The sequence below is a fragment of the Rhodococcus sp. WB9 genome, from assembly GCF_007558985.1.
Lineage (GTDB): Bacteria > Actinomycetota > Actinomycetes > Mycobacteriales > Mycobacteriaceae > Rhodococcus_F > Rhodococcus_F opacus.
In genome coordinates this window covers 65,443-83,846 of the sequence record NZ_CP041769.1, presented here as the reverse complement: position 1 = coordinate 83,846, position 18,404 = coordinate 65,443, and the positions used below count along the sequence as shown (strand labels likewise).

Sequence of the window (18,404 nt, the reverse complement as noted above, 5' to 3'; positions counted from 1 at the left end):
ACACGAGTCGCGTTGTCAACCAAATGTTGACTAGGTGGTGTCTAGCTGGCGACGAGGGTGATGCCGAGGGTGAGCATCAATGCGGCGATCCCGGCGTCGAGCACGCGCCACGCGCCGGGTCGGGCGAACACGCGGTGCAGGAACTGGGCACCGTACCCGAGCGCGAGGAACCAGACGACGCTCGAGGTGGCGGCACCGAGGCCGAACAGCCACCGGCCCGAATCGCCCTGGTTGTTGGCCACCGAGCCGAGCATCAGCACCGTGTCGAGGTACACGTGCGGGTTGAGCCACGTGAGTGCCAGGCAGGTGAGGATCGACGTCGCGAGGGTAGCCGATCCGATTTCCTGCGTGGCATCGAGCGTTCCGGGGCGCAGGGCGCGGCGAGCGGCGAGCACCGCGTAGGAGACGAGGAATGCCGCACCCGCCCACCGGATCACGGTGATGGCGGCCGGAGCGTGCGCGAGAACGGCGCCGATCCCGCTGATCCCGACGGCAATGAGCACGGCGTCCGATACCGCGCACAGCACGACCACCGGCAGGACGTGCTTGCGCGCGATCCCCTGTCGCAGGACGAACGCGTTCTGCGCGCCGATCGCGACGATCAGCGACAGGCCGGTACCGAAGCCGGCCGCCGCCGTGAGCAAGGCAGGGGTGAGATCCATGAGAACCACGCTACGAAGCCCGAGGCCATCAATCCAGCTAATTATCCTTCATTGCCATTAGCATCGCTTCATTATGGACCTCGCCCTGGCTTCGCTCCGCACGTTCGCCGCCGTGATCGACGAAGGCACCTTCGACGCCGCGGCCCGGGTACTGCACATCACGCCGTCCGCCGTGAGCCAGCGGATCAAGGCACTCGAGCAGCAGGTGGGACGCGTCCTGGTGCAGCGGGCCAAGCCGGTCCGGGCCACCGAGTCCGGTCACGTCGTGCTCACGCTCGCCCGCCGGATGGCCCACCTCGAGCGCGAGGCCATGTCATCCCTCAATCCCGACGAGGCGACGACGAGCACGCTGTCGCTGGTCGTCAACGCGGATTCGCTGTCCACGTGGATGATTCCGGCCCTCGCCCGCCTGGCGCCGGAGCATCGGGCACTGTTCGACCTGCATCGGGAAGACGAATTCCACTCGACCACCCTGCTGAAGGAGGGCACGGTGATGGCCGCGGTGACGTCCGTCCCGGAGGCGGTACAGGGCTGCACCGTGGAGAAGCTGGGGTCGATGCGGTACCGGGCGCTCTGCAGCCGCGACTACGCCGAACGCTGGCTCCCCGACGGCCCGACACCGGATGCCCTCGCGGTGGCACCGATGCTCGACTTCGACCGCAAGGACGAACTGCAGGCCCGGTTCCTGCGCGGATTCACACGGCGCCGACTGCAGCCGCCGCGACATTTCGTTCCCGGGTCTTCGGCGTTCTCCGACGCCGTCCGTCACGGACTGGGCTGGGGACTGCTGCCGGAATTACACACCGGCGACGACCACGGGCTCGTCGAACTCGACCCGTCCCGCCCGATCGACGTCCCGCTGTACTGGCAGCGGTGGAAACTGGATTCGCCGATCCTCGCGGCGCTCACCACCGCGGTCCGGGACGGGGCGCGCGAAGCGTTGCGGTGACGTCCGGGTGGGCGCAACACTGGAGCCATGGACGCCGACAGCCCGATGGACCCGGTGCAGGCCTTGCGAGAGACAGCGTTCTGGCTCGAGCGGTCGCGTGCGGAGACACACCGTGTGAAGGCGTACCGCCGCGCGGCCGACGTGGTGGCCGAACTGTCCGAGGAGCAGCGGGACGTCCGTCAGCGCACCGACAGCTGGAAGGACCTGCCGGGCATCGGACCCAAGACGGCCACCGTGATCCGGGAGGCGCTCGACGGCGTGCCCGTCTATCTCGCGGAATTACGGGAGAACGCGGAGCCGATCGGCGGCGGTGCGCTGCGGGAGGCGCTGAAAGGCGACCTGCACACGCATTCGGACTGGTCGGACGGCGGCAGCCCCATCGACGAGATGATGCGCAGCGCGGCCGCTCTGGGTCACGAATACTGTGCTCTGACCGACCATTCGCCACGTCTGACGGTCGCGAACGGACTGTCGGCGGAGCGGTTGCGTTCTCAGCTGGAGGTGATCGCCGAACTGAACGAGGAACTGGCACCGTTCCGCATCCTCACCGGCATCGAGGTCGACATCCTCGACGACGGTTCACTCGACCAGGATCCGGATCTGCTCGACGAACTCGACATCGTCGTCGCCAGCGTGCACTCCAAGTTGCGGGCGGAGCGCGGGGCGATGACCCGCCGGATGGTCCGTGCGGTGGAGAATCCGCTGGTGGACGTGCTGGGGCACTGCACCGGCCGCCTCGTCGAAGGCGGACGCGGGACCCGGCCTGAGTCGACGTTCGACGCGGAGCAGGTGTTCACCGCCTGCCGCGACAACGGCACCGCCGTCGAGATCAACAGCCGTCCCGAACGCCGCGACCCGCCGAGCCGTCTCATCGATCTGGCCATCGACGTGGGGTGCCTGTTCTCGATCGACACCGACGCGCACGCCCCCGGGCAACTCGCCTGGCAGGGATACGGATGCGAGCGGGCAATGCGGTGCGGTGTCGAGGCCGAACGCGTCGTGAACACGTGGTCCGCCGACGACCTGCTGGAATGGGCCAAGTAACGCCCGTGCGTCGCTGACGAGTGCAGGGACTCGCCAACCAAGCACGGGCCGAAGGCCTAGCCCCGCTCTCCTGCCAGTTCCTCGAACAGTGTCGGGTCGTGGGCGGAGAAGACGCGCACCCGCGGCGCCACCTGATTGTTCAGTTCCCGGAGCCGGCGATGATTGCCGCGGATCTTCGAACGATCCACCGCGATCAGCTCTTCCATCACCCGCAGGGCGCGACCCTCGGTTCCCGGCGACTCCTGTCCGGGGGCGGCGACGGTGCTGCGGTGGTAGAACGCGTCGCCCGCGTGCAGCAGCCAGCCCTTCTCGCCGGTGTCGACGGCCACCGCCGCGTGACCGCGGGTGTGGCCGGGCATCGGGACGAGCACGATGCGGTCGCCGACACCGGCGATCGGGTAGGTGTCGCAGAACCCGAGCACGGATTCGCCCGGCCCCGAATAGGTGTGCAGCGTGGGTTCGGGGGTGAGCTGGGCGGGACGGTACCGGACCTTCTCCCGGAACGACGAACGTCCTTCCGACGCCGCCCGTTCCGCGGCGGTGGTGTGCAGGGTGGCGTTCGGGAAGTCGGCGACGCCGCCGATGTGGTCGAAGTCGAGATGGGTCGCGACGATGTGGGTCACGTCCGCAGGATTCAGACCCAGCTTCTCGAGCCGGCGGACCGCCGTCTCCGACTCCCGGAACCGGGCGCCCATCAGGTTCGCGTACCGGCCGACGCGTCCGGTGGGATCGGCGACGTCCGCCAGCCCGAAGCCGGAGTCGACCAGCACGATGCCCGCGTCGGTTTCACACGCCAGCACATGGCACACCAACCGCCCGATGAGCGCCGAGGAGAACGAGCCGCAATTGAGGTGGTGTACCCGCATGGGGGCTCACGCTAGCCGAGTCGGGGTTCGCGGGGCGCCGATTACACCGCGACCGGTGACGACGCCTGTGCCCAGAACCGTTTCGGTATTCGTCCGGCATTGCGGGCGCGGCGCCCGGCCGTGACTGCTCCGGCCATCGCCGCGGCCATCAGCGGAGGGTCCGCGGCTCTCGTCACCGCCGTGGCGAGCAGTACGGCGTCGCAGCCGAGTTCCATCGCCAGTGCTGCGTCGCTCGCGGTGCCGATCCCGGCGTCGAGAATGACCGGGACGTCGGTGCGCGCGACGATCATCTCGATGTTGCGGGGGTTCGAGATGCCGAGCCCGGTGCCGATCGGCGACCCGAGTGGCATCACGGCGGCGCACCCGGCATCGACCAGGCGCTGCGCGAGCACGGGGTCGTCGTTGGTGTACGGCAGCACGACGAAGCCGTCGTCCACGAGTTGTTCGGCCGCCGCGACGAGTTCGATCCCGTCGGGCAGGAGCGTGCGCTCGTCGGCGATCACTTCGAGCTTGACCCAGTTGGTGCCCAGGGCCTCGCGGGCCAGGCGCGCGGTCAGCACGGCCTCCGTGGCGCCCCGGCAGCCGGCTGTGTTCGGCAACAACGCGATACCCAGTCGATCCAGCAGTTCGAGCAGCCCGGTCCTCCCTGCGGCGTCCACTCGGCGCATCGCCACCGTCGTCAGTTCGGTGCCGGAGGCGACGAGTGCGTCTTCCAGCACCGAGAGGTTGGCCGCGCCGCCTGTGCCCATGACGAGGCGGGACGAGAAGTCCCGGCCCGCGATCGTGAGTGCGTCGGTGTCAATGCTCATGGGTACCTCTCCGGTCGAGATTTCAGCGAGCACTCGAACCCTACGATCGAATCGTCTCCGACGTCAGAACCACTTGTGCGCTACGTCATAGGTCCAGATTGGACCCCTGTCCCACCGTCTTTCTGGACCTTCTGGACCCGTACCAGATGCCCCAGAGTTGTCAGTGCGATGAGCCCCGTGGACAACGCCACGGCGTCACGATCGGAGTAGAGATGAACACCATGGTCGCGAGCAGGAACCGCACCGCGAGGTCGAGGGAGGAGGAGCGCCTGGCAACGGAACTGGAGGACGCTCGGCGCCGCATCATCGAACTCATGGGCCAGTTGGCCGAAACGGTCCGCAGCCGTGACGCTATGAGCGACCGCATGCAGGTGATGGCATGGAACGCCCGGTGGGGGCGCGAGCACAACGGATTCGGGGTGCGGTGACCCGAGTTCGGGTGTCACAGCCACGTGGTCGGGCGGATCAGATTGGCGAGATCCACCAGCGTGTACCGGTGCCGGCGCTCGGGTGCCTTGCGGGCGAGGGCCCGGAGCGCCGACTCCGCCCCGGTGCGCAGACCGCGTTCGGTGAACGGCACGCTGAGGATCCTCGTCGTCTCGGGGATGCCGCCGGCGTGCAACCAGTCCACGGCCACGCCGAGGACGAGCACCCGGGTCTGGAGTGCCCGACGCTCGTCGTGGGCGAGCAGTTCGACGCGCCGGGCGGCCTCCTGCAGATCCCGTTCACTCACCTCGGCGAGGGGCCGATCGTGGACGAGCATCAGCACACTCGTCAACCGGGCCTCGGCATAGTGCCGTGATGTCGGCGGCACCTCGTCGAGCGCCTCCACCGCGGCCGCCCGGTCGTCGCGGTGCTCGAGTTGCCGCGACAGTCCGAACGCCGCACTGACCGCGCCGTGATCCGTGCGCCACACTGTGCAGTAGTACTTTTCGGCGGTCCGGCGCCACCGCTCGATGTCTTCGCCGGAGCGGTATTCGCACCACATCTCGGCCGTCGCGGCGAGTGCGAGCTTCGGAGCCTCCTCGCCCGGTAGCGCGGTCAGGACGGAGTCGAATCGGGTGAACGCCGCCTCGAAGTCGCCGCCCACGAGAGCACACAGTCCGGTGTGCCAGTCGACGCGCCACGTGTCCTCGCGTTGGTGGTCGAGGGATTCGAGAATGGTGGCGGCATCACGGGGCTGCCCGAGATCGAGGTGTGCGCGCACTTCGGCGAGCGGGATCTCGATGCTCGTGGACGCCACGCCGTCGTCCGCTGCCTCCTTCGCCCGGTGCAGTGAATCGAGGAGTTCCCTCGGCCGGCTGTGGACGACGGAGAGCAGCGGGGCCGCCGGATCGTCCGGGTCCACCAACGGAATCGGCAGCGCCCGAACGATACTCATCGCGCTGATCCGCTCGTCCCGGCGATGCCCGTCGACGTAGACGTCGGTGCGGCTGATCGTGAGGTCGGTCCCGAACGTCGTGCGCTGCGGGCTGAACCGGTGGGACAGTCCCGGATGCGGGTGGCCGGTCTGCTGGGCCCGCACCTCGCGCAGAACACCCTCGAGTTGCGTCGACATCTCCTCGGCCGACGCGAAGCGCCGGGCCGGATCGGGGTGGATGGCCCGGAGCAGCAGTCGGTGGTAGAACTCGTACTCCGCCAGCAGCGGCGCCTCCTCGGGTGTCGGCAGGCCGTCGACGTAACAGCCCCCGGCGGTCGGCATGTCGAGGGTCAGCACGGCCAGCGTGCGCCCGACGGTGTAGATGTCGGAGGCGACGGTGGGACCGGTGGTGGCGATCTCGGGAGCTTGGTAACCCTGTGTGCCGTAGATGTATCCGTGATCGCCTATCCTGGCGACCGCGCCCATGTCGATGAGCTTGAGCTGGTCGTAGTCGTCGCCGATCATGATGTTCTCGGGTTTGAGGTCGTTGTACACCAACCCGATCGAGTGCAGGTATCCGAGCGCGGGCGTGACCTCGAGGAGGTAACGGATGGCGTGCTCCACCGGGAGCATCGGCTTCGGGTCGTCGGGTCCGGCGTCCTCCTTCAGTTCGGTGAGCACGTCGCGCAGGGTTCTGCCCCGGACGTACTCCATCACGATGTAGCCGATGGGATTGCCGTCCATCCCGGGGTGTTCGACGAAGTTGTAGATTTTGACGATGCTCGGATGCGTCACCTCGGCGAGGAACCGGCGCTCGGCGAGTGCCACCTCCTGGGCCACGGGGTCGCCCGAGTGCAACAGCCCCTTGAGGACCACCCAGCGGTCGCTGACGTTGTGGTCGAGCGCGAGGTAGATCCAGCCGACTCCCCCGTGGGCGAGGCACCCCAGGACCTCGTACTGACCCGCGACCAGTTCGCCCGCCTCGAGTTGCGGCGCGAACGAGAAGACGGTGCCGCAGTGGGTGCACACCCCCTCCGTGTCGCCCGGCCGCGCGGCGGTGGAACGTCCGACAGGGCGCTTGCATCGGTCGCAGTAGCGTTTGTGCTCCGCCAGAACGGGATTGGTCAGGAGCATCGACAGGTCGGAGGTGTGGACGGCGTCCGGCACCGTGCGTGACGAGGGGACGTCCTCATCCTCGTCCGCGAACGGATCGAACCGCACACCCCGGGTGGATTCCGGCTCGTCCATCGGTGTTCGCCTGGTTTCGTCGCTCACGTCGGTGTCACCTCAGTCCCGGTAGGTGGGGGCGGGTGGTCCGGCGGAAGGACCGAGAACCGTCAGCCACTTGTCGTAGAGCCTCGTCCAGGTTCCATCCACACGCATCCGATCCAGCGTGCCGTTCACGAAGCGCACCAGATCGTCGTTGCTCTTGTTGACCCCGATGCCGTACGGCTCCGACTCGAGCGGCGGGCCGACGATCTCCAGGTTCGGGTCCTGGGCGGCGAGCCCGGCGAGGATGGAGTCGTCGGTGCTCGCGGCGTCGGCCTGCCGCTGTTGCAGGACCACCAGGCAGTCGTCCCAGTCGGGTACCGCCACGATCGTGGCCTCGGGCTGCACTCGGCGAACCGTGTCCAGTGAGGTGGTGTCGCCGACGGAACAGACGCGTTTCCCGGCCAGGTCCTCCGGGCCGGAGATGCCGGAGCCTTTCGGCACCAGCAGACGTTGATAGGCCTGGAAGTACACGGTGGAGAAGGCGACCCGCTCGGACCGTTCACACGTGATCGACGTGCTCTTGACCACGAGATCCACGTCCTCGTTCTCGAGGGCGTCGAAACGGCCGCCGGACGTGAGCAGGCGGAATTCGACCCTGGAGGGGTCGTCGAACAGGTCCCGCGCCATCTCTCCCGCGACGTCGACGTCGAATCCCATCAGCATGCCGGTGGTCGGATCCCGGAAACTGAAGAGGTTGGTGTTCTGATCGATTCCGACGATCAGCCGGCCGCGGGCGGTGATCTCGGCCAGCGAGCTTCCCGGCGCCCGGACGTCCGGTGCGGCGGCGGGGCGGAGACTCGCGAGCGCGCCGCAGGAGTCGGGTGCGGGTGGCTCCTCGGGCACGTCGCCGGTCGGAAGAAGGATCTGCGACCCACTCGTCAGCGGCACTTCGGAGTAGTCGCCCTGGACAGTCGGAGTGAGGGGCTGCGGGGTTGCGCATCCGGCCGCGAGGACGGCGACCACGGCAGCGGAGAGTAGGAGGGCGCGCGGCCGCGGCCGCCGTCTCGGTCGACTCACCCGCGTCATCAGTGGTACTCGTTCAGTCTGGGCCAGATCCCCCCACCGACGGCGAACCCGCAGAGGACGCCGATCACCATGCTACCCACCGCGAGCAGCGACAACGAGCGATATGCGTCGGCCATCCCGTGGAGTTCCTCGCTGCGGAATCGGTCGATGCCGTCCTGCAACGACTCGTCGAGGGCCGTGAACGTGGCGGGGGACGCCGAGTCCGCGGGGCCGATCGCGATGGCCTTCGCCCCCGGGTAGTCCCCCATGTCGAGCTTCTCCTGCAGCATGGTGTGTGCGCGCCGCCAGTCGGCGAGTGCGGTCACGGCGGCGTCGATCGGCGGTGTCGTCGCCGGACCGTGATCGCCGTCCTGCAGCCCTCCGAGGATGTCGGCGAGTTCGGCCGACCGCCGGGCGTAGTCGATCTCGGACTGTTCGTCGGAGCCGCGCTGCAGCAGCGCGAGGGTCTCGTCCGCCCGGGCCTGCTGGGCGAGGATCCGTGCCTGGGTGATGGTGCCGAGTGGTTGCGCCCCTTCGGTTCTGGCCCGGTCCGTGGCCGCGGTGGAGACCAGGGTGGCGGCGGCCAGCCAGATCAGGAGGGAGGCGGCGAGGAAGGACGCGAGGACGAGTCCGGGATTGACGCGGCGTTTGCTCTTGCGCGCCAGATACACCTGAGCGACGACGAGCGCGACGAGCAGGGCGACGGCGACGGCGAACGCGGCTCTGGGGAGCCTCCCGGTAAGGACCTGGGTGTCGGCGACGGACCTCGACTGCTCCGAGTAGAGACTCTCGGCTGAGGGCAGGATCGTGTCCTGCATCATCGTGGAGGCGTCGCTGAGATAGGCGACGCCAACCGGGTTGCCCGACCGATTGTTGGCCCTGGCGGTGGCGATCAGGCTGGTGTAGTCGGCGAGGTTCCGCGACACCTCGGACAGCAGCGCGAGGGCCGCGGCGTCTGTGGAGGCGACGCCGTTCGACGCGGTGACCAGCGCGTTCGACGCGTCCCCTATCGCCTGGTTGTACCGATTGCGGACGGCGATCGGCTCGACACCGCCCGAGATGAAGGACGTGGCGGCCGCGGCGTCGGCGATGGACAGGGAACTGTAGAGCCGTTCGGCCGCGTAGGTGAGGGGTTCGGTGTGCGTCCGCAGGGTCTCGATGCGCTGTTGCCGGGCACCGATCGCCGCCGACGTGATCGCCCCGGTCATGAGCGCGGCGGTCACGAGGGCGATCCCCAGCACGGACAGTCGTCCCGGGGTCGAGACGAGGAATTCCCGCCACGGCCGGCGCGGGGATTCGGGCTCGACGAGCAGGGACTCGTCCAGCGAGTGTTCTTCGGTGACGGCGTCGTCTCCGCGGTGGAACACGGTGTCCTCCTCCGCCGAGGTCTTCTGCAAGTGTGCCCCGATTGCCGGCGGGTCGTGCCGGAAAAGCCGATGTCGCATCGGACGCACAGAGAAGGACAGGGACCGCTGGTGCGGTCCCTGTCCTTCGGTACGGCGGGTGCGTCAGGGTTGCTTGTGGGTGACGACTCCGACGAGCTGTTCCGCGTCGGCACCGTCGGCAGGCGATTCCGCGGGCGGCGTGACGGTGTCGAGGCGTTCGGCGCTGGTGCGACTGCGCCGGCGAAACTCGTACCCGATCAGGATGAAGGCGAGAGTCACCACACTCAGCCAGAACTGCGAACGGGTGGTGGGGAGCACGGCCATCGCGGCGATCACGGCCCCCATCAGGGCGATGGTCGCGTAACTGAGCCACGGGAACAGCCACATCTTCAGACTCAGGGCCTCGGGATCTCGAGCCTCCAGTTTCCTGCGGAGCGCGACCTGGGAGATCGCGATCATGAGGTAGACGAAGAGCGCCACGGCGCCGTACGAGTTGACCAGGAACGAGAACACGAGGTCCGGGGAGACGAACGCCGCGATCACCGACGCGTAGCCGATCACCGTTCCGGCGAGGATCGCGCGCCTCGGCACGCCACCGCCGGACAGGCGGGTGAACATGTGCGGGGCGTCGCCGTTGCGGGTGAGGGCGAAGAGCATCCGCGAGGAGGTGTACAGCGCCGAGTTCAGGCAGGACAGCACCGCGGTGAGGATGACGACGTTCATGATCGTGGCGACACCGGGAATGTGCAGGGCGGAGAGCGCTGCCGCGTAGGGGCTGACTCCGACAGCCTCCGTGCTCCACGGCACCACCGCGACGACCACGAAGATGGAACCGACGTAGAAGGTGATGATCCGGACCACGATGGAGCGCATCGCCCGGGCGACCGCCTTCTTGGGTTCTGCGGACTCGGCGGCCGCGATGGTCACGATCTCGGCACCGGTGAAGAAGGCCACGCAGGGGACGACCGCGGCGAGCACCGCGCCCCAGCCGAGCGGAGCGAATCCGCCGTGGCTGACGAGGTTCGCCACGCCGGGGGTCGAATCCGGCCACAGTCCGGTGATCCACAGTGCGCCCAACCCGAGGAAGAGGACGATCGCGATCACCTTGATCGACGAGAACCAGTACTCGAATTCGCCGAACGAACGCGCTGATACGAGATTGGTGCAGGTCAGGATCACGAGAAGGCCGAGGCTGAGAATCCACAGCGGCGCGGACGGGAGGTAGAGCTGGAGTATTCGGCCGCCGGCGATGGCCTCGACCGCGACGACGATGACGAAGAAGTACCAGTACATCCAGCCGACCGAGAAGCCGGCGCGATTGCCGAGCGCTTCCCTGGCGTACACGTAGAACGATCCGACCACGGGCCGGGCCACCGCCATCTCCGCCAGCATCCGCATGATCAGGAGTGTGATGACCCCCGCGATGAGAAACGACACGATCGCCGCCGGGCCTGCGCTCTCGATGACGACGCCGCTGCCGACGAACAATCCGGCACCGATCACGCCGCCCAGGGCGATGAGGTTCATGTGCCGTTTCTTCAGGCCCTTTCCGAGGCCGGAGTCCTGGGATTGGACCGGGGGTGGTGTTGAAGTCACGTTTTCCTCCACTGTGCGCTGACCGGAATCGTCAGGTCGCCATCGCGATCCGGGGTCGGATCGTCGGCGGTTGGAACGGAGAACAGTGCCGGCGGAGATACGGGAGACGATCCACCGCGAACTGAACTGTTGATGTGATGCACAACACTGTATGGAGGGTCCGGTGGGCAGCACAGTGCCAGTTCCACGGCACGTCTGAGGACCAGTTCGTTACCACTGTTCACAGGGTAGGGGTGTTCGCACGGCCTCGAGGGTGCGTACCGGCGCCGGGGGATCCAGATGTGCCGCGAAACCGTGGGGCCAGGCCATGCGAACGCGCTCCTTCCGGTGACGATCGCTGTCCTCCCAGTTCAGGAGCTTTCCCGGTCGGCGGTTCCGCGGTCGAACTGGTCCCATCGCTTGCGCGGCAACTGGCTCTGGGCGAGTTCTGGCGCCAGTCGTAGTGTGAGGTGAACACTGAAATAAGTGATGTGGATCACACATACGATTGGGTCGCTGAACCGGTGGGTGCCCGCATCGACGTACGACCGACGAGGTCGGGTCAGGCGAGGGCCACGGCAGCGCCTTCTGGAGGAAAATGTGGACAGTACCGTTCCCGGACACACCGACAGTTCAGGTCTCGGCAAGGGCCTGAAGCGCAGGCACATGAACCTCATCGCCCTGGGCGGGGTGATCGGCGCCGGTCTCTTCGTGGGCAGCGGTGTCGTCATCGGCGGTGCCGGTCCAGGCGCCATCATCTCCTTCCTCATCGCAGGCATCATCACGTTGCTGATCATGCGGATGCTGGCGGAGATGGCGGTGGCCCGGCCCGTGGTCGGATCGTTCTACGTCTACGCTCGCCAAGCCCTGGGGCGTCGCGCCGGGTTCGCGACGGGCTGGATGTACTGGTATTTCTTCGTCATCGTCGTCGCGGTCGAGGCCATCGCCGGCGGCCGGATCCTGCAGCTCTGGCTGCCGATGATCCCACTGTGGCTCCTGAGCCTGGGGCTGATGCTCCTCCTGACGGCCACCAACATGGTGTCCGCCCGCTCCTACGGCGAGTTCGAGTACTGGTTCTCGTCGATCAAGGTCGTGGCGATCGTTCTGTTTCTCGGGATGGGCGCCCTCTGGATCACCGGACTGTGGCCCGACTCGACGCCCGGGCTCGGCAACCTCGTGAACCACGGCGGCTTCACCCCGCTCGGCTGGGGTGCGGTGCTCGCCGCGGTCGTCCCCTGCGTCGCCTTCTACACGGGAGCCGAGATCGTGACGATCGCCGCTGCCGAGTCGGAGGAGCCGAAGCGTGCTGTCGCCCATGCCATGCGGTCGATCGTGGTGCGGATCGTGACGTTCTACGTCGGTTCGATTCTCGTGGTCGTCACGATCCAGCCGTGGAATACCGAGAGTGTCGGTGTGAGCCCGTACGCCGCGGTGCTCGAGGTCCTGGGAATTCCCGGTGTCGCGACGATCATGAACTTCATCGTCCTCACCGCGGTCCTCTCCTGCCTGAACTCGGCGCTGTACACCACGTCCCGAATGCTGTTCGCACTCACCCGCAACGGCGACGCCCCGAAGTTCTTCACGACGCTGTCCCGCAACGGCGTGCCGCGTCGTGCGATCCTGCTCGGCACCACCGTCGGATACGTGTCCGTCGCCTGCACCTACGTGTGGGGCGACGTCGTCTTCGGCTTCCTCGTCAACTCGTACGGCGCCGTCGCGCTGTTCGTGTACCTCCTGATCGCCATCTCCCAGGTGGTGCTCCGGCGTCGACTCGAGCGCGAAGACCCTGAGGCACTGCAACTCCGGATGTGGCTGTTCCCGTGGTTGAGCTACGCCACCATCGCCCTGATGGCCACCGTCATCCTCGCGATGGCGTTCCTGCCGTCCACCCGCTCCCAGTTCCTCATGAGCGGTCTGACGTTGATCGTCATCCTGATCAGCTACCAGGTACGGAAGTTGCTCGGCAAGGGCGGTCACGACGACGAATCACTGTCCGGTGCTCCCCCGATCGGTTCCGCGGACGAGTCGGTCGCGGAGGCCGAGAAGCGCATCGAGTCCGTGGAGACGCTCGGCGGCTCGGACATCGAACTGCTGGCGGCTGCACAACAGAAGCCGCACACCCATCGTCACCAGAGGAGACAGTCGTGAACAGTTCCGCCGTCGGTACGGCGCGCGTCAAGCGCGGCATGGCCGAGATGTTGAAGGGCGGGGTCATCATGGACGTCGTCACCCCCGATCAGGCGAAGATCGCCGAGGACGCCGGTGCGGTGGCGGTGATGGCGCTCGAGCGGGTGCCCGCGGACATCCGGGCGCAGGGTGGGGTGTCCCGGATGAGTGATCCGGACATGATCGACGGCATCATCTCCGCGGTGTCCATCCCGGTGATGGCCAAGGCCCGGATCGGGCACTTCGTGGAGGCGCAGATCCTGCAGTCCCTCGGGGTCGACTATGTCGACGAGTCCGAGGTGCTGACCCCGGCCGACTACGCGAACCATATCGACAAGTGGCAGTTCACCGTCCCGTTCGTGTGTGGTGCCACCAATCTGGGTGAGGCGCTGCGGCGGATCACCGAGGGTGCGGCGATGATCCGGTCCAAGGGTGAGGCCGGGACCGGTGACGTGTCGAACGCGACCACGCACATGCGGACGATCGGTGGGGAGATCCGCCGGTTGACCTCGCTGAGCGAGGACGAGCTGTATGTGGCGGCGAAGGAGCTGCAGGCGCCGTACGACCTGGTCGTCGAGGTGGCCAGGGCCGGGAAGTTGCCGGTCACGATGTTCACCGCCGGTGGTATCGCCACCCCGGCGGATGCGGCGATGATGATGCAGCTCGGTGCGGAGGGTGTGTTCGTCGGGTCGGGCATCTTCAAGTCCGGTAACCCGGCGGAGCGGGCCGCGGCGATCGTGAAGGCGACCACGTTCTTCGACGACCCGGACGTGCTGGCGAAGGTCTCCCGCGGGCTGGGTGAGGCGATGGTCGGCATCAACGTCGACGACATCCCGGTCCCGCACCGGCTCGCCGAACGCGGCTGGTGACGTAGGTAATCCCGCTCTTCCGAAACCAATGTGGGCCGGTTCTGCTGTCGTGCAGCGGAACCGGCCCACAGTCGTCGTTCAGCCCAGCAGTTCGGGAAGCTTCGCCGCGCTCTCCAGGATGTGCGTGTGGGGCTCCGGACGCAGCGCCGCCGAGTCGTGGGCGCCGGTCAGAACACCCACCACGTAGCGCGCCCCGGCGCTCGTCCCGGCCCGGAGATCGTTCGGGGTGTCACCACCCACCAGCACCTCCTCGACGCTCTGCACTCCGGCGAGTTCCATGGCGCGGAAGATGAGATAGGGCGACGGCCTGCTCATCCGCACCTGGTCGCTCGTGATCACACCGTCGATGTCCCGTCCGATCTCCCACCCGACCTGCTCCAGCAGCGGTTCCGCGATCTGGCGTGAATAGCCGGTCTGGAGAGCGATCTTGATGCCGCGCTGCCGCAACGCACCGAAGGCGCCGTGAACCCCGGGCAGTGCGGTGGGCGGCGTCTTGCGGTACGCAGCCAGAAGCATTGCGGTGAAATCGGATTCGACGGCGTCCAAAACATTCTTCTCGACCGGCACGCCGCTCTCCCGCAGCAGTCCCTCGATGGCCTGCCGCTTGCCCGTGCCCTTCCACCGGTCGAACCGATCGTCCGGAATCGGCTCGCCGAAGTGCTTCTCGACGGTGTCGCGTAACGCGACGTACACGGCGCCGCCTTCGTCGACGCTCGTTCCGGCAATGTCCAAGGTGACCAGGGAAACTCCGTGTTCGGTCATGGGCGTGACTCCTCACTGTTGAGCCACTGGCAGGTGATGCTGTCAGTGGGCGATCATCGACAGCACGTCGGCAATGACGTCGCTGTTGGTACCGCACGACAGATCGAGCGTCCGGCAGCGGTCGTAGTACGGGCTCAGATCCAGCCCGACTCCCAGTCCGTACACCTCGACGGCCCGCTCGTCTTCGTGTCGCTCGACCACGTCCTGCAGGTGGTGGTCCAGGTAGAACTCGTCGTTGGCCAGCGCGGTGGCGCCGTCCAGGGGGCTTCCGTCCGAGATCACGAACAGGAGCCTCCGGCCCTGGGTGCCCCGCATCCGGGAGCACGCCCAGTCGACGGCCTCACCGTCGACGCCCTCTTTGAACAGGTCGTCCTTCAGCAATCCCGCGATCGCGGGACGGGCTCGGCGCCAGGTAGTTTCGGCGTCCTTGAACACCAGCTGCCGGACCTCGTTGAGGCGTCCCGGGTTGCGCGGACGGCCGGACCGGAGCCAGTCTCGGCGGGCTCGTCCCCCGTTCCATGCGGCGGTCGTGAAACCCAGGATCTCGCAGCGGGCGTCGGCCAGTTCGAGTGCCCGGGCGAACACGTCGACCAGGATCGCAACCGGTTCGCTGAACTCCTTCATCGAACCGGAGCAGTCGATGAGGAAGGTCACGGTCGTGTCGGTCTGCGGCTCGGCGCGTTCGGCCCGGAAGAGTCTGCGATCGGTGGGCGAGGTGACCAGCCGGGCGAGCCGGCGACCGTCGAGGTATCCCTCTTCCCGACCGCCTTCCCATCCGTCGGTGACCGGTTTCGAGAGCAGGCCCCTCAGCTGCCGTCCGAGTTTCCGGACGTTGAGGTGCTGCAGGTCGATGCCGAGGTCGAGTCGCCGGCGGTACTCCTGCAGCAGTTCGGGCCGGACGAGGGACGCGATCTGTCGTGTCTCGTCGTAGGCGCGGGTGAACACGCGGTACCCGTCTCCGTCCTCCCCCAGGGCTCGACTGCGCCCCGACTCCGCGGTCCGGAAGGCCTCGTCGTCGTCGGGTTCGAAGTCGAACAGGAGGGAGAACGCCGCCCGGCCGGCGCTCCGGTCGTCGGCCGAGACGTCCGTGTCGACCGGTGACTCCAGGTGTCGGCCGATCAGCTCGGCGACTGTCTGTGCGTGGACCCCGAAGTCGTTTTGCGAGAGACGGGTTCGACGCAGCCACGGGAGGTGGCTGCCGAGAACGGAGGCGAGAGCGAACCGGGTCGATTCGATCAGGTCCTCGGTGGCCTCGGGTATCGGCTCGGCGGTGATCCGGGCCCGGCACATCTGCGTCACCGTGAACAGCAGCATTCCGTGCACGGTCTCGGTCAGCCCGGACGCCACGTAATCCTGTGACCACTGCGTGAAGCGGTGGGAGAGGTTGGCGCGCACGCCACCCCACGCGTCGGCGGTCAGCGATTCGACGCGGAACTGTTCCAGGATCTCGAAGATCAGCCGATCCGCGGTGCCGTCCGGGCACAGGCTGCGGTGCAGGACGGGGTCGGTGTGGAGGAGACGCGACGCCATGCCGTCCGCCGCGCCGCGGAAGGACGCGAAGTCGGCGCCGTCGAAGGACGGGTGCAGATGTGGGGAGGGCATCGGCACGCGCCGATGTCCGCGGTGGAGTTCCGGTCCGCGAAAGTGCAACTCACTCTGCCCCGCGAGAGCACGGATCGTGCCGGCACAGAGTTCGTGAACCTCCTGCTGACGGCGGACCGACGCGGGGCGCACGGGCAGTTCTGTCATGACTGCCCGCTCAGGCCGTGCTCGTCGCGAGCATCGCCGACCGCTCCAGTTCCGAGTCGAAGCATCGCTGGAAGTACTCGGCGACGACGGGCCGCTCGGCCTCGTCGCACTTGTTGACGAACGACAACCGGAATGCCAGTGCCGGGTCGTGGAAGATCTCGATGTTCTCGGCCCAGGTGATCACCGTGCGCGGCGACATCAGCGTCGACAGGTCGCCGACTCGAAAACCGCTCCGGGTCAGGTTGGCCACGGCCACCATCGACCCGATCAGGTCCCGGCTCAGTGACGGCACCCGCGCGGACACGATCTCGATTTCCTGTTCCGCGGGAAGGTGATCGAGCGTCGCGACGATGTTCCAGCGATCGATCTGCGCGTGATTGAGCCGCTGCACGCCGTGATACAACCCGTTGAGATTGCCCAGGCCGACGGTGTTGGCCGTGGCGAACAACCGGAAGGCCGGATGCGGAGTCAGGACCCTGTTCTGGTCGAGCAGGGTGAGTTTCCCGTCGCGTTCGAGGAGACGCTGGATCACGAACATGACATCGGGGCGGCCGGCGTCGTATTCGTCGAGGATGAGGGCAACGGGTCGCTGCAGTGCCCAGGGCAGGATGCCTTCCTGGAATTCGGTGACCTGCTTACCGTCTCGCAGGACCACCGCGTCCCGGCCTATCAGGTCCAGCCGGCTGAGATGCCCGTCGAGGTTGACCCGCACACACGGCCAGTTGAGCCGCGCCGCGACCTGCTCGATGTGCGTGGACTTGCCAGTGCCGTGCAGACCCTGCACCATCACCCGGCGGTTGCGGCCGAACCCGGCGAGCAGGGCCGTCGTCACCGCGTGATCGAACCGGTACGCGGGGTCGATGTCGGGGACGTGGTCGACGGGTTCGCGGAAGGCGCGCACCGTCAGGTCGGTGTCGATTCCGAACAGCTCGCGTGCGGACAGCACGTGGCTGGGTGCCGCAGTGGTCATTTCGGGCATACGCCCTCCTTCAGTTCAGGTCTGGCGAACCGTCGTCCGTGACCTCGTTCTCGATCTCACCGATGGCGTCGGCTGCCCGCCGCAACGCGGGCAGAAGCTTGAGCGCCTTGTCGGGGGTGAGTCGCATGACCGGAGCCTGGACTGCGATGCAGAGATTGGAATTGCCGGTGGCGCAGGGGACGAGCACCGCAGCGCACACGAGGCCGGGAAGGAACTCTTCGTCGTCGATGGCGTAACCGTCACGGCGGACCTGCTTGAGTTCGGTCTCGATCAGCTCGACGTCGGTGACCGTCTTGGTGGTGTACCTCTCGAGCGGCATCCGCGCGAGAAGGCGCCGTCGCTGGGCAGGGCTGAGCTGCGACAGGATCATCTTGCCGCTGGCCGAGCAGTGCGCGGGCACCCGCGATCCCGCATGGAGTGTAAAACGAAGGGGCTCGGAGGTTTCCACGCGGTCGAGATACACCACTTCGCTACCCGACAGGGTGGTCACGTTGCAACTCTCGCCGAGTTCCGCGACGAGGTTCCGGAGGATGGCGTGTCGTGCGCCGTGGTGGGTGTCGTTGAGCAGCAGGTTCTCGGCGAAGCGTCGCAGGCGCACGCCGGTGCCGTAATGCCTGCCGTTGTTCTGCCGGGTGAGGAGTCCGGCACCCTCGAGTTGCTGGAGCATGCGGTGCAGGGTCGGCTTGGCCATGCCCGTCTCTTCGACGAGCCCCTGCAACGTGAACAGCTGGTCCTTGGACGCGATCATCTCGAGCAGTGCGAACAGGCGGAGCGTCGGTGTGTCTCCGGGCAGCTCCGTAGTCGGGTGTCCGTTCGACTCGTCGATCCGGTGAATCTCACCCACGGTTCCTCCTTGGCCGAAACGGCGACGCATTCGCATCGTGTATCGAAAAATCATACATCTCGTTCCAGTTTTAGGAACATTCATTGACGAAGTGTGTGACGTGGCCTA

The 18,404-nt window shown here is 67.3% G+C and carries 16 protein-coding genes; 5 read left to right on the top strand and 11 right to left on the bottom strand.

What is annotated here, in order from left to right; all coding sequences use genetic code 11:
• Positions 1–41 precede the first annotated feature (41 nt).
• Positions 42–662 (bottom strand): LysE/ArgO family amino acid transporter, encoded by a 621-nt coding sequence (locus FND50_RS00345; protein ID WP_186301212.1) that lies wholly within the window; start codon positions 660–662, stop codon positions 42–44.
• A 73-nt stretch (positions 663–735) separates the two neighbouring features.
• On the opposite strand from FND50_RS00345, the gene FND50_RS00340 reads away from it, so the two are divergent.
• Both FND50_RS00340 and FND50_RS00335 read left to right on the top strand, forming a co-directional pair.
• The gene (locus FND50_RS00340) at positions 736–1,611 is read left to right on the top strand and encodes a LysR family transcriptional regulator ArgP (protein ID WP_144284370.1); all 876 of its coding nucleotides are present in this window, start codon (positions 736–738) and stop codon (positions 1,609–1,611) included.
• 45 nt (positions 1,612–1,656) lie between these two features.
• On the top strand, positions 1,657–2,655 hold the full coding sequence (locus FND50_RS00335; RefSeq protein ID WP_144288941.1) for a PHP domain-containing protein: 999 nt from the start codon (positions 1,657–1,659) through the stop codon (positions 2,653–2,655).
• 56 nt (positions 2,656–2,711) lie between these two features.
• Here FND50_RS00335 and FND50_RS00330 read toward each other — a convergent pair whose 3' ends face one another.
• Together FND50_RS00330 and FND50_RS00325 are read right to left on the bottom strand one after the other, a co-directional pair.
• The gene (locus FND50_RS00330; protein WP_144284369.1) at positions 2,712–3,521 is read right to left on the bottom strand and encodes an MBL fold metallo-hydrolase; all 810 of its coding nucleotides are present in this window, start codon (positions 3,519–3,521) and stop codon (positions 2,712–2,714) included.
• Between the two features lie 41 nt (positions 3,522–3,562).
• Entirely contained in the window at positions 3,563–4,330 is a 768-nt protein-coding gene (locus tag FND50_RS00325; protein ID WP_005262373.1) for a thiazole synthase, read from the bottom strand.
• 212 nt (positions 4,331–4,542) lie between these two features.
• Here FND50_RS00325 and FND50_RS00320 point away from each other — a divergent pair, with 212 nt between their 5' ends.
• Complete coding sequence (locus FND50_RS00320) at positions 4,543–4,758, top strand: hypothetical protein (RefSeq protein WP_144284368.1); 216 nt, start codon at positions 4,543–4,545, stop codon at positions 4,756–4,758.
• Between the two features lie 14 nt (positions 4,759–4,772).
• Here the strand turns inward: FND50_RS00320 and FND50_RS00315 are convergent, their stop codons facing one another.
• The 4 genes from FND50_RS00315 to FND50_RS00300 form a co-directional block, all read right to left on the bottom strand.
• Entirely contained in the window at positions 4,773–6,938 is a 2,166-nt protein-coding gene (locus FND50_RS00315) for a serine/threonine-protein kinase (RefSeq protein WP_144288940.1), read from the bottom strand.
• Between the two features lie 39 nt (positions 6,939–6,977).
• On the bottom strand, positions 6,978–7,988 hold the full coding sequence (locus tag FND50_RS00310) for a glutamate ABC transporter substrate-binding protein (RefSeq protein WP_144284367.1): 1,011 nt from the start codon (positions 7,986–7,988) through the stop codon (positions 6,978–6,980).
• Positions 7,988–9,334: a hypothetical protein gene (locus tag FND50_RS00305; protein ID WP_144284366.1), complete on the bottom strand. Its 1,347-nt coding sequence runs from the start codon at positions 9,332–9,334 to the stop codon at positions 7,988–7,990. Before FND50_RS00305 ends, FND50_RS00310 begins: the two co-directional genes overlap by 1 nt.
• 141 nt (positions 9,335–9,475) lie before the next feature.
• A complete protein-coding gene (locus FND50_RS00300; RefSeq protein ID WP_260851089.1) occupies positions 9,476–10,879 on the bottom strand; it encodes an amino acid permease in 1,404 nt (467 codons plus the stop codon).
• A 648-nt stretch (positions 10,880–11,527) separates the two neighbouring features.
• Between FND50_RS00300 and FND50_RS00295 the strand changes: the two genes are divergently transcribed.
• Positions 11,528–13,075 (top strand): amino acid permease, encoded by a 1,548-nt coding sequence (locus FND50_RS00295; protein ID WP_005564656.1) that lies wholly within the window; start codon positions 11,528–11,530, stop codon positions 13,073–13,075.
• A 38-nt stretch (positions 13,076–13,113) separates the two neighbouring features.
• The gene (gene pdxS / locus FND50_RS00290; RefSeq protein WP_260851088.1) at positions 13,114–13,962 is read left to right on the top strand and encodes a pyridoxal 5'-phosphate synthase lyase subunit PdxS; all 849 of its coding nucleotides are present in this window, start codon (positions 13,114–13,116) and stop codon (positions 13,960–13,962) included.
• A gap of 78 nt (positions 13,963–14,040) precedes the next feature.
• On the opposite strand, the gene FND50_RS00285 is transcribed toward pdxS, so the two are convergent.
• From FND50_RS00285 to FND50_RS00270, 4 genes are read right to left on the bottom strand one after another with little or no spacing between them, the layout of a single operon-like run.
• Entirely contained in the window at positions 14,041–14,724 is a 684-nt protein-coding gene (locus FND50_RS00285) for a phosphonatase-like hydrolase (RefSeq protein ID WP_144284363.1), read from the bottom strand.
• A gap of 42 nt (positions 14,725–14,766) precedes the next feature.
• Complete coding sequence (locus FND50_RS00280) at positions 14,767–16,473, bottom strand: cobaltochelatase CobT-related protein (RefSeq protein WP_144284362.1); 1,707 nt, start codon at positions 16,471–16,473, stop codon at positions 14,767–14,769.
• A gap of 10 nt (positions 16,474–16,483) precedes the next feature.
• Entirely contained in the window at positions 16,484–17,452 is a 969-nt protein-coding gene (locus FND50_RS00275; RefSeq protein WP_039951914.1) for an AAA family ATPase, read from the bottom strand.
• Positions 17,453–17,462: 10 nt separating this feature from the next.
• Positions 17,463–18,296 (bottom strand): IclR family transcriptional regulator, encoded by an 834-nt coding sequence (locus FND50_RS00270; RefSeq protein WP_005265605.1) that lies wholly within the window; start codon positions 18,294–18,296, stop codon positions 17,463–17,465.
• Positions 18,297–18,404 lie beyond the last annotated feature (108 nt).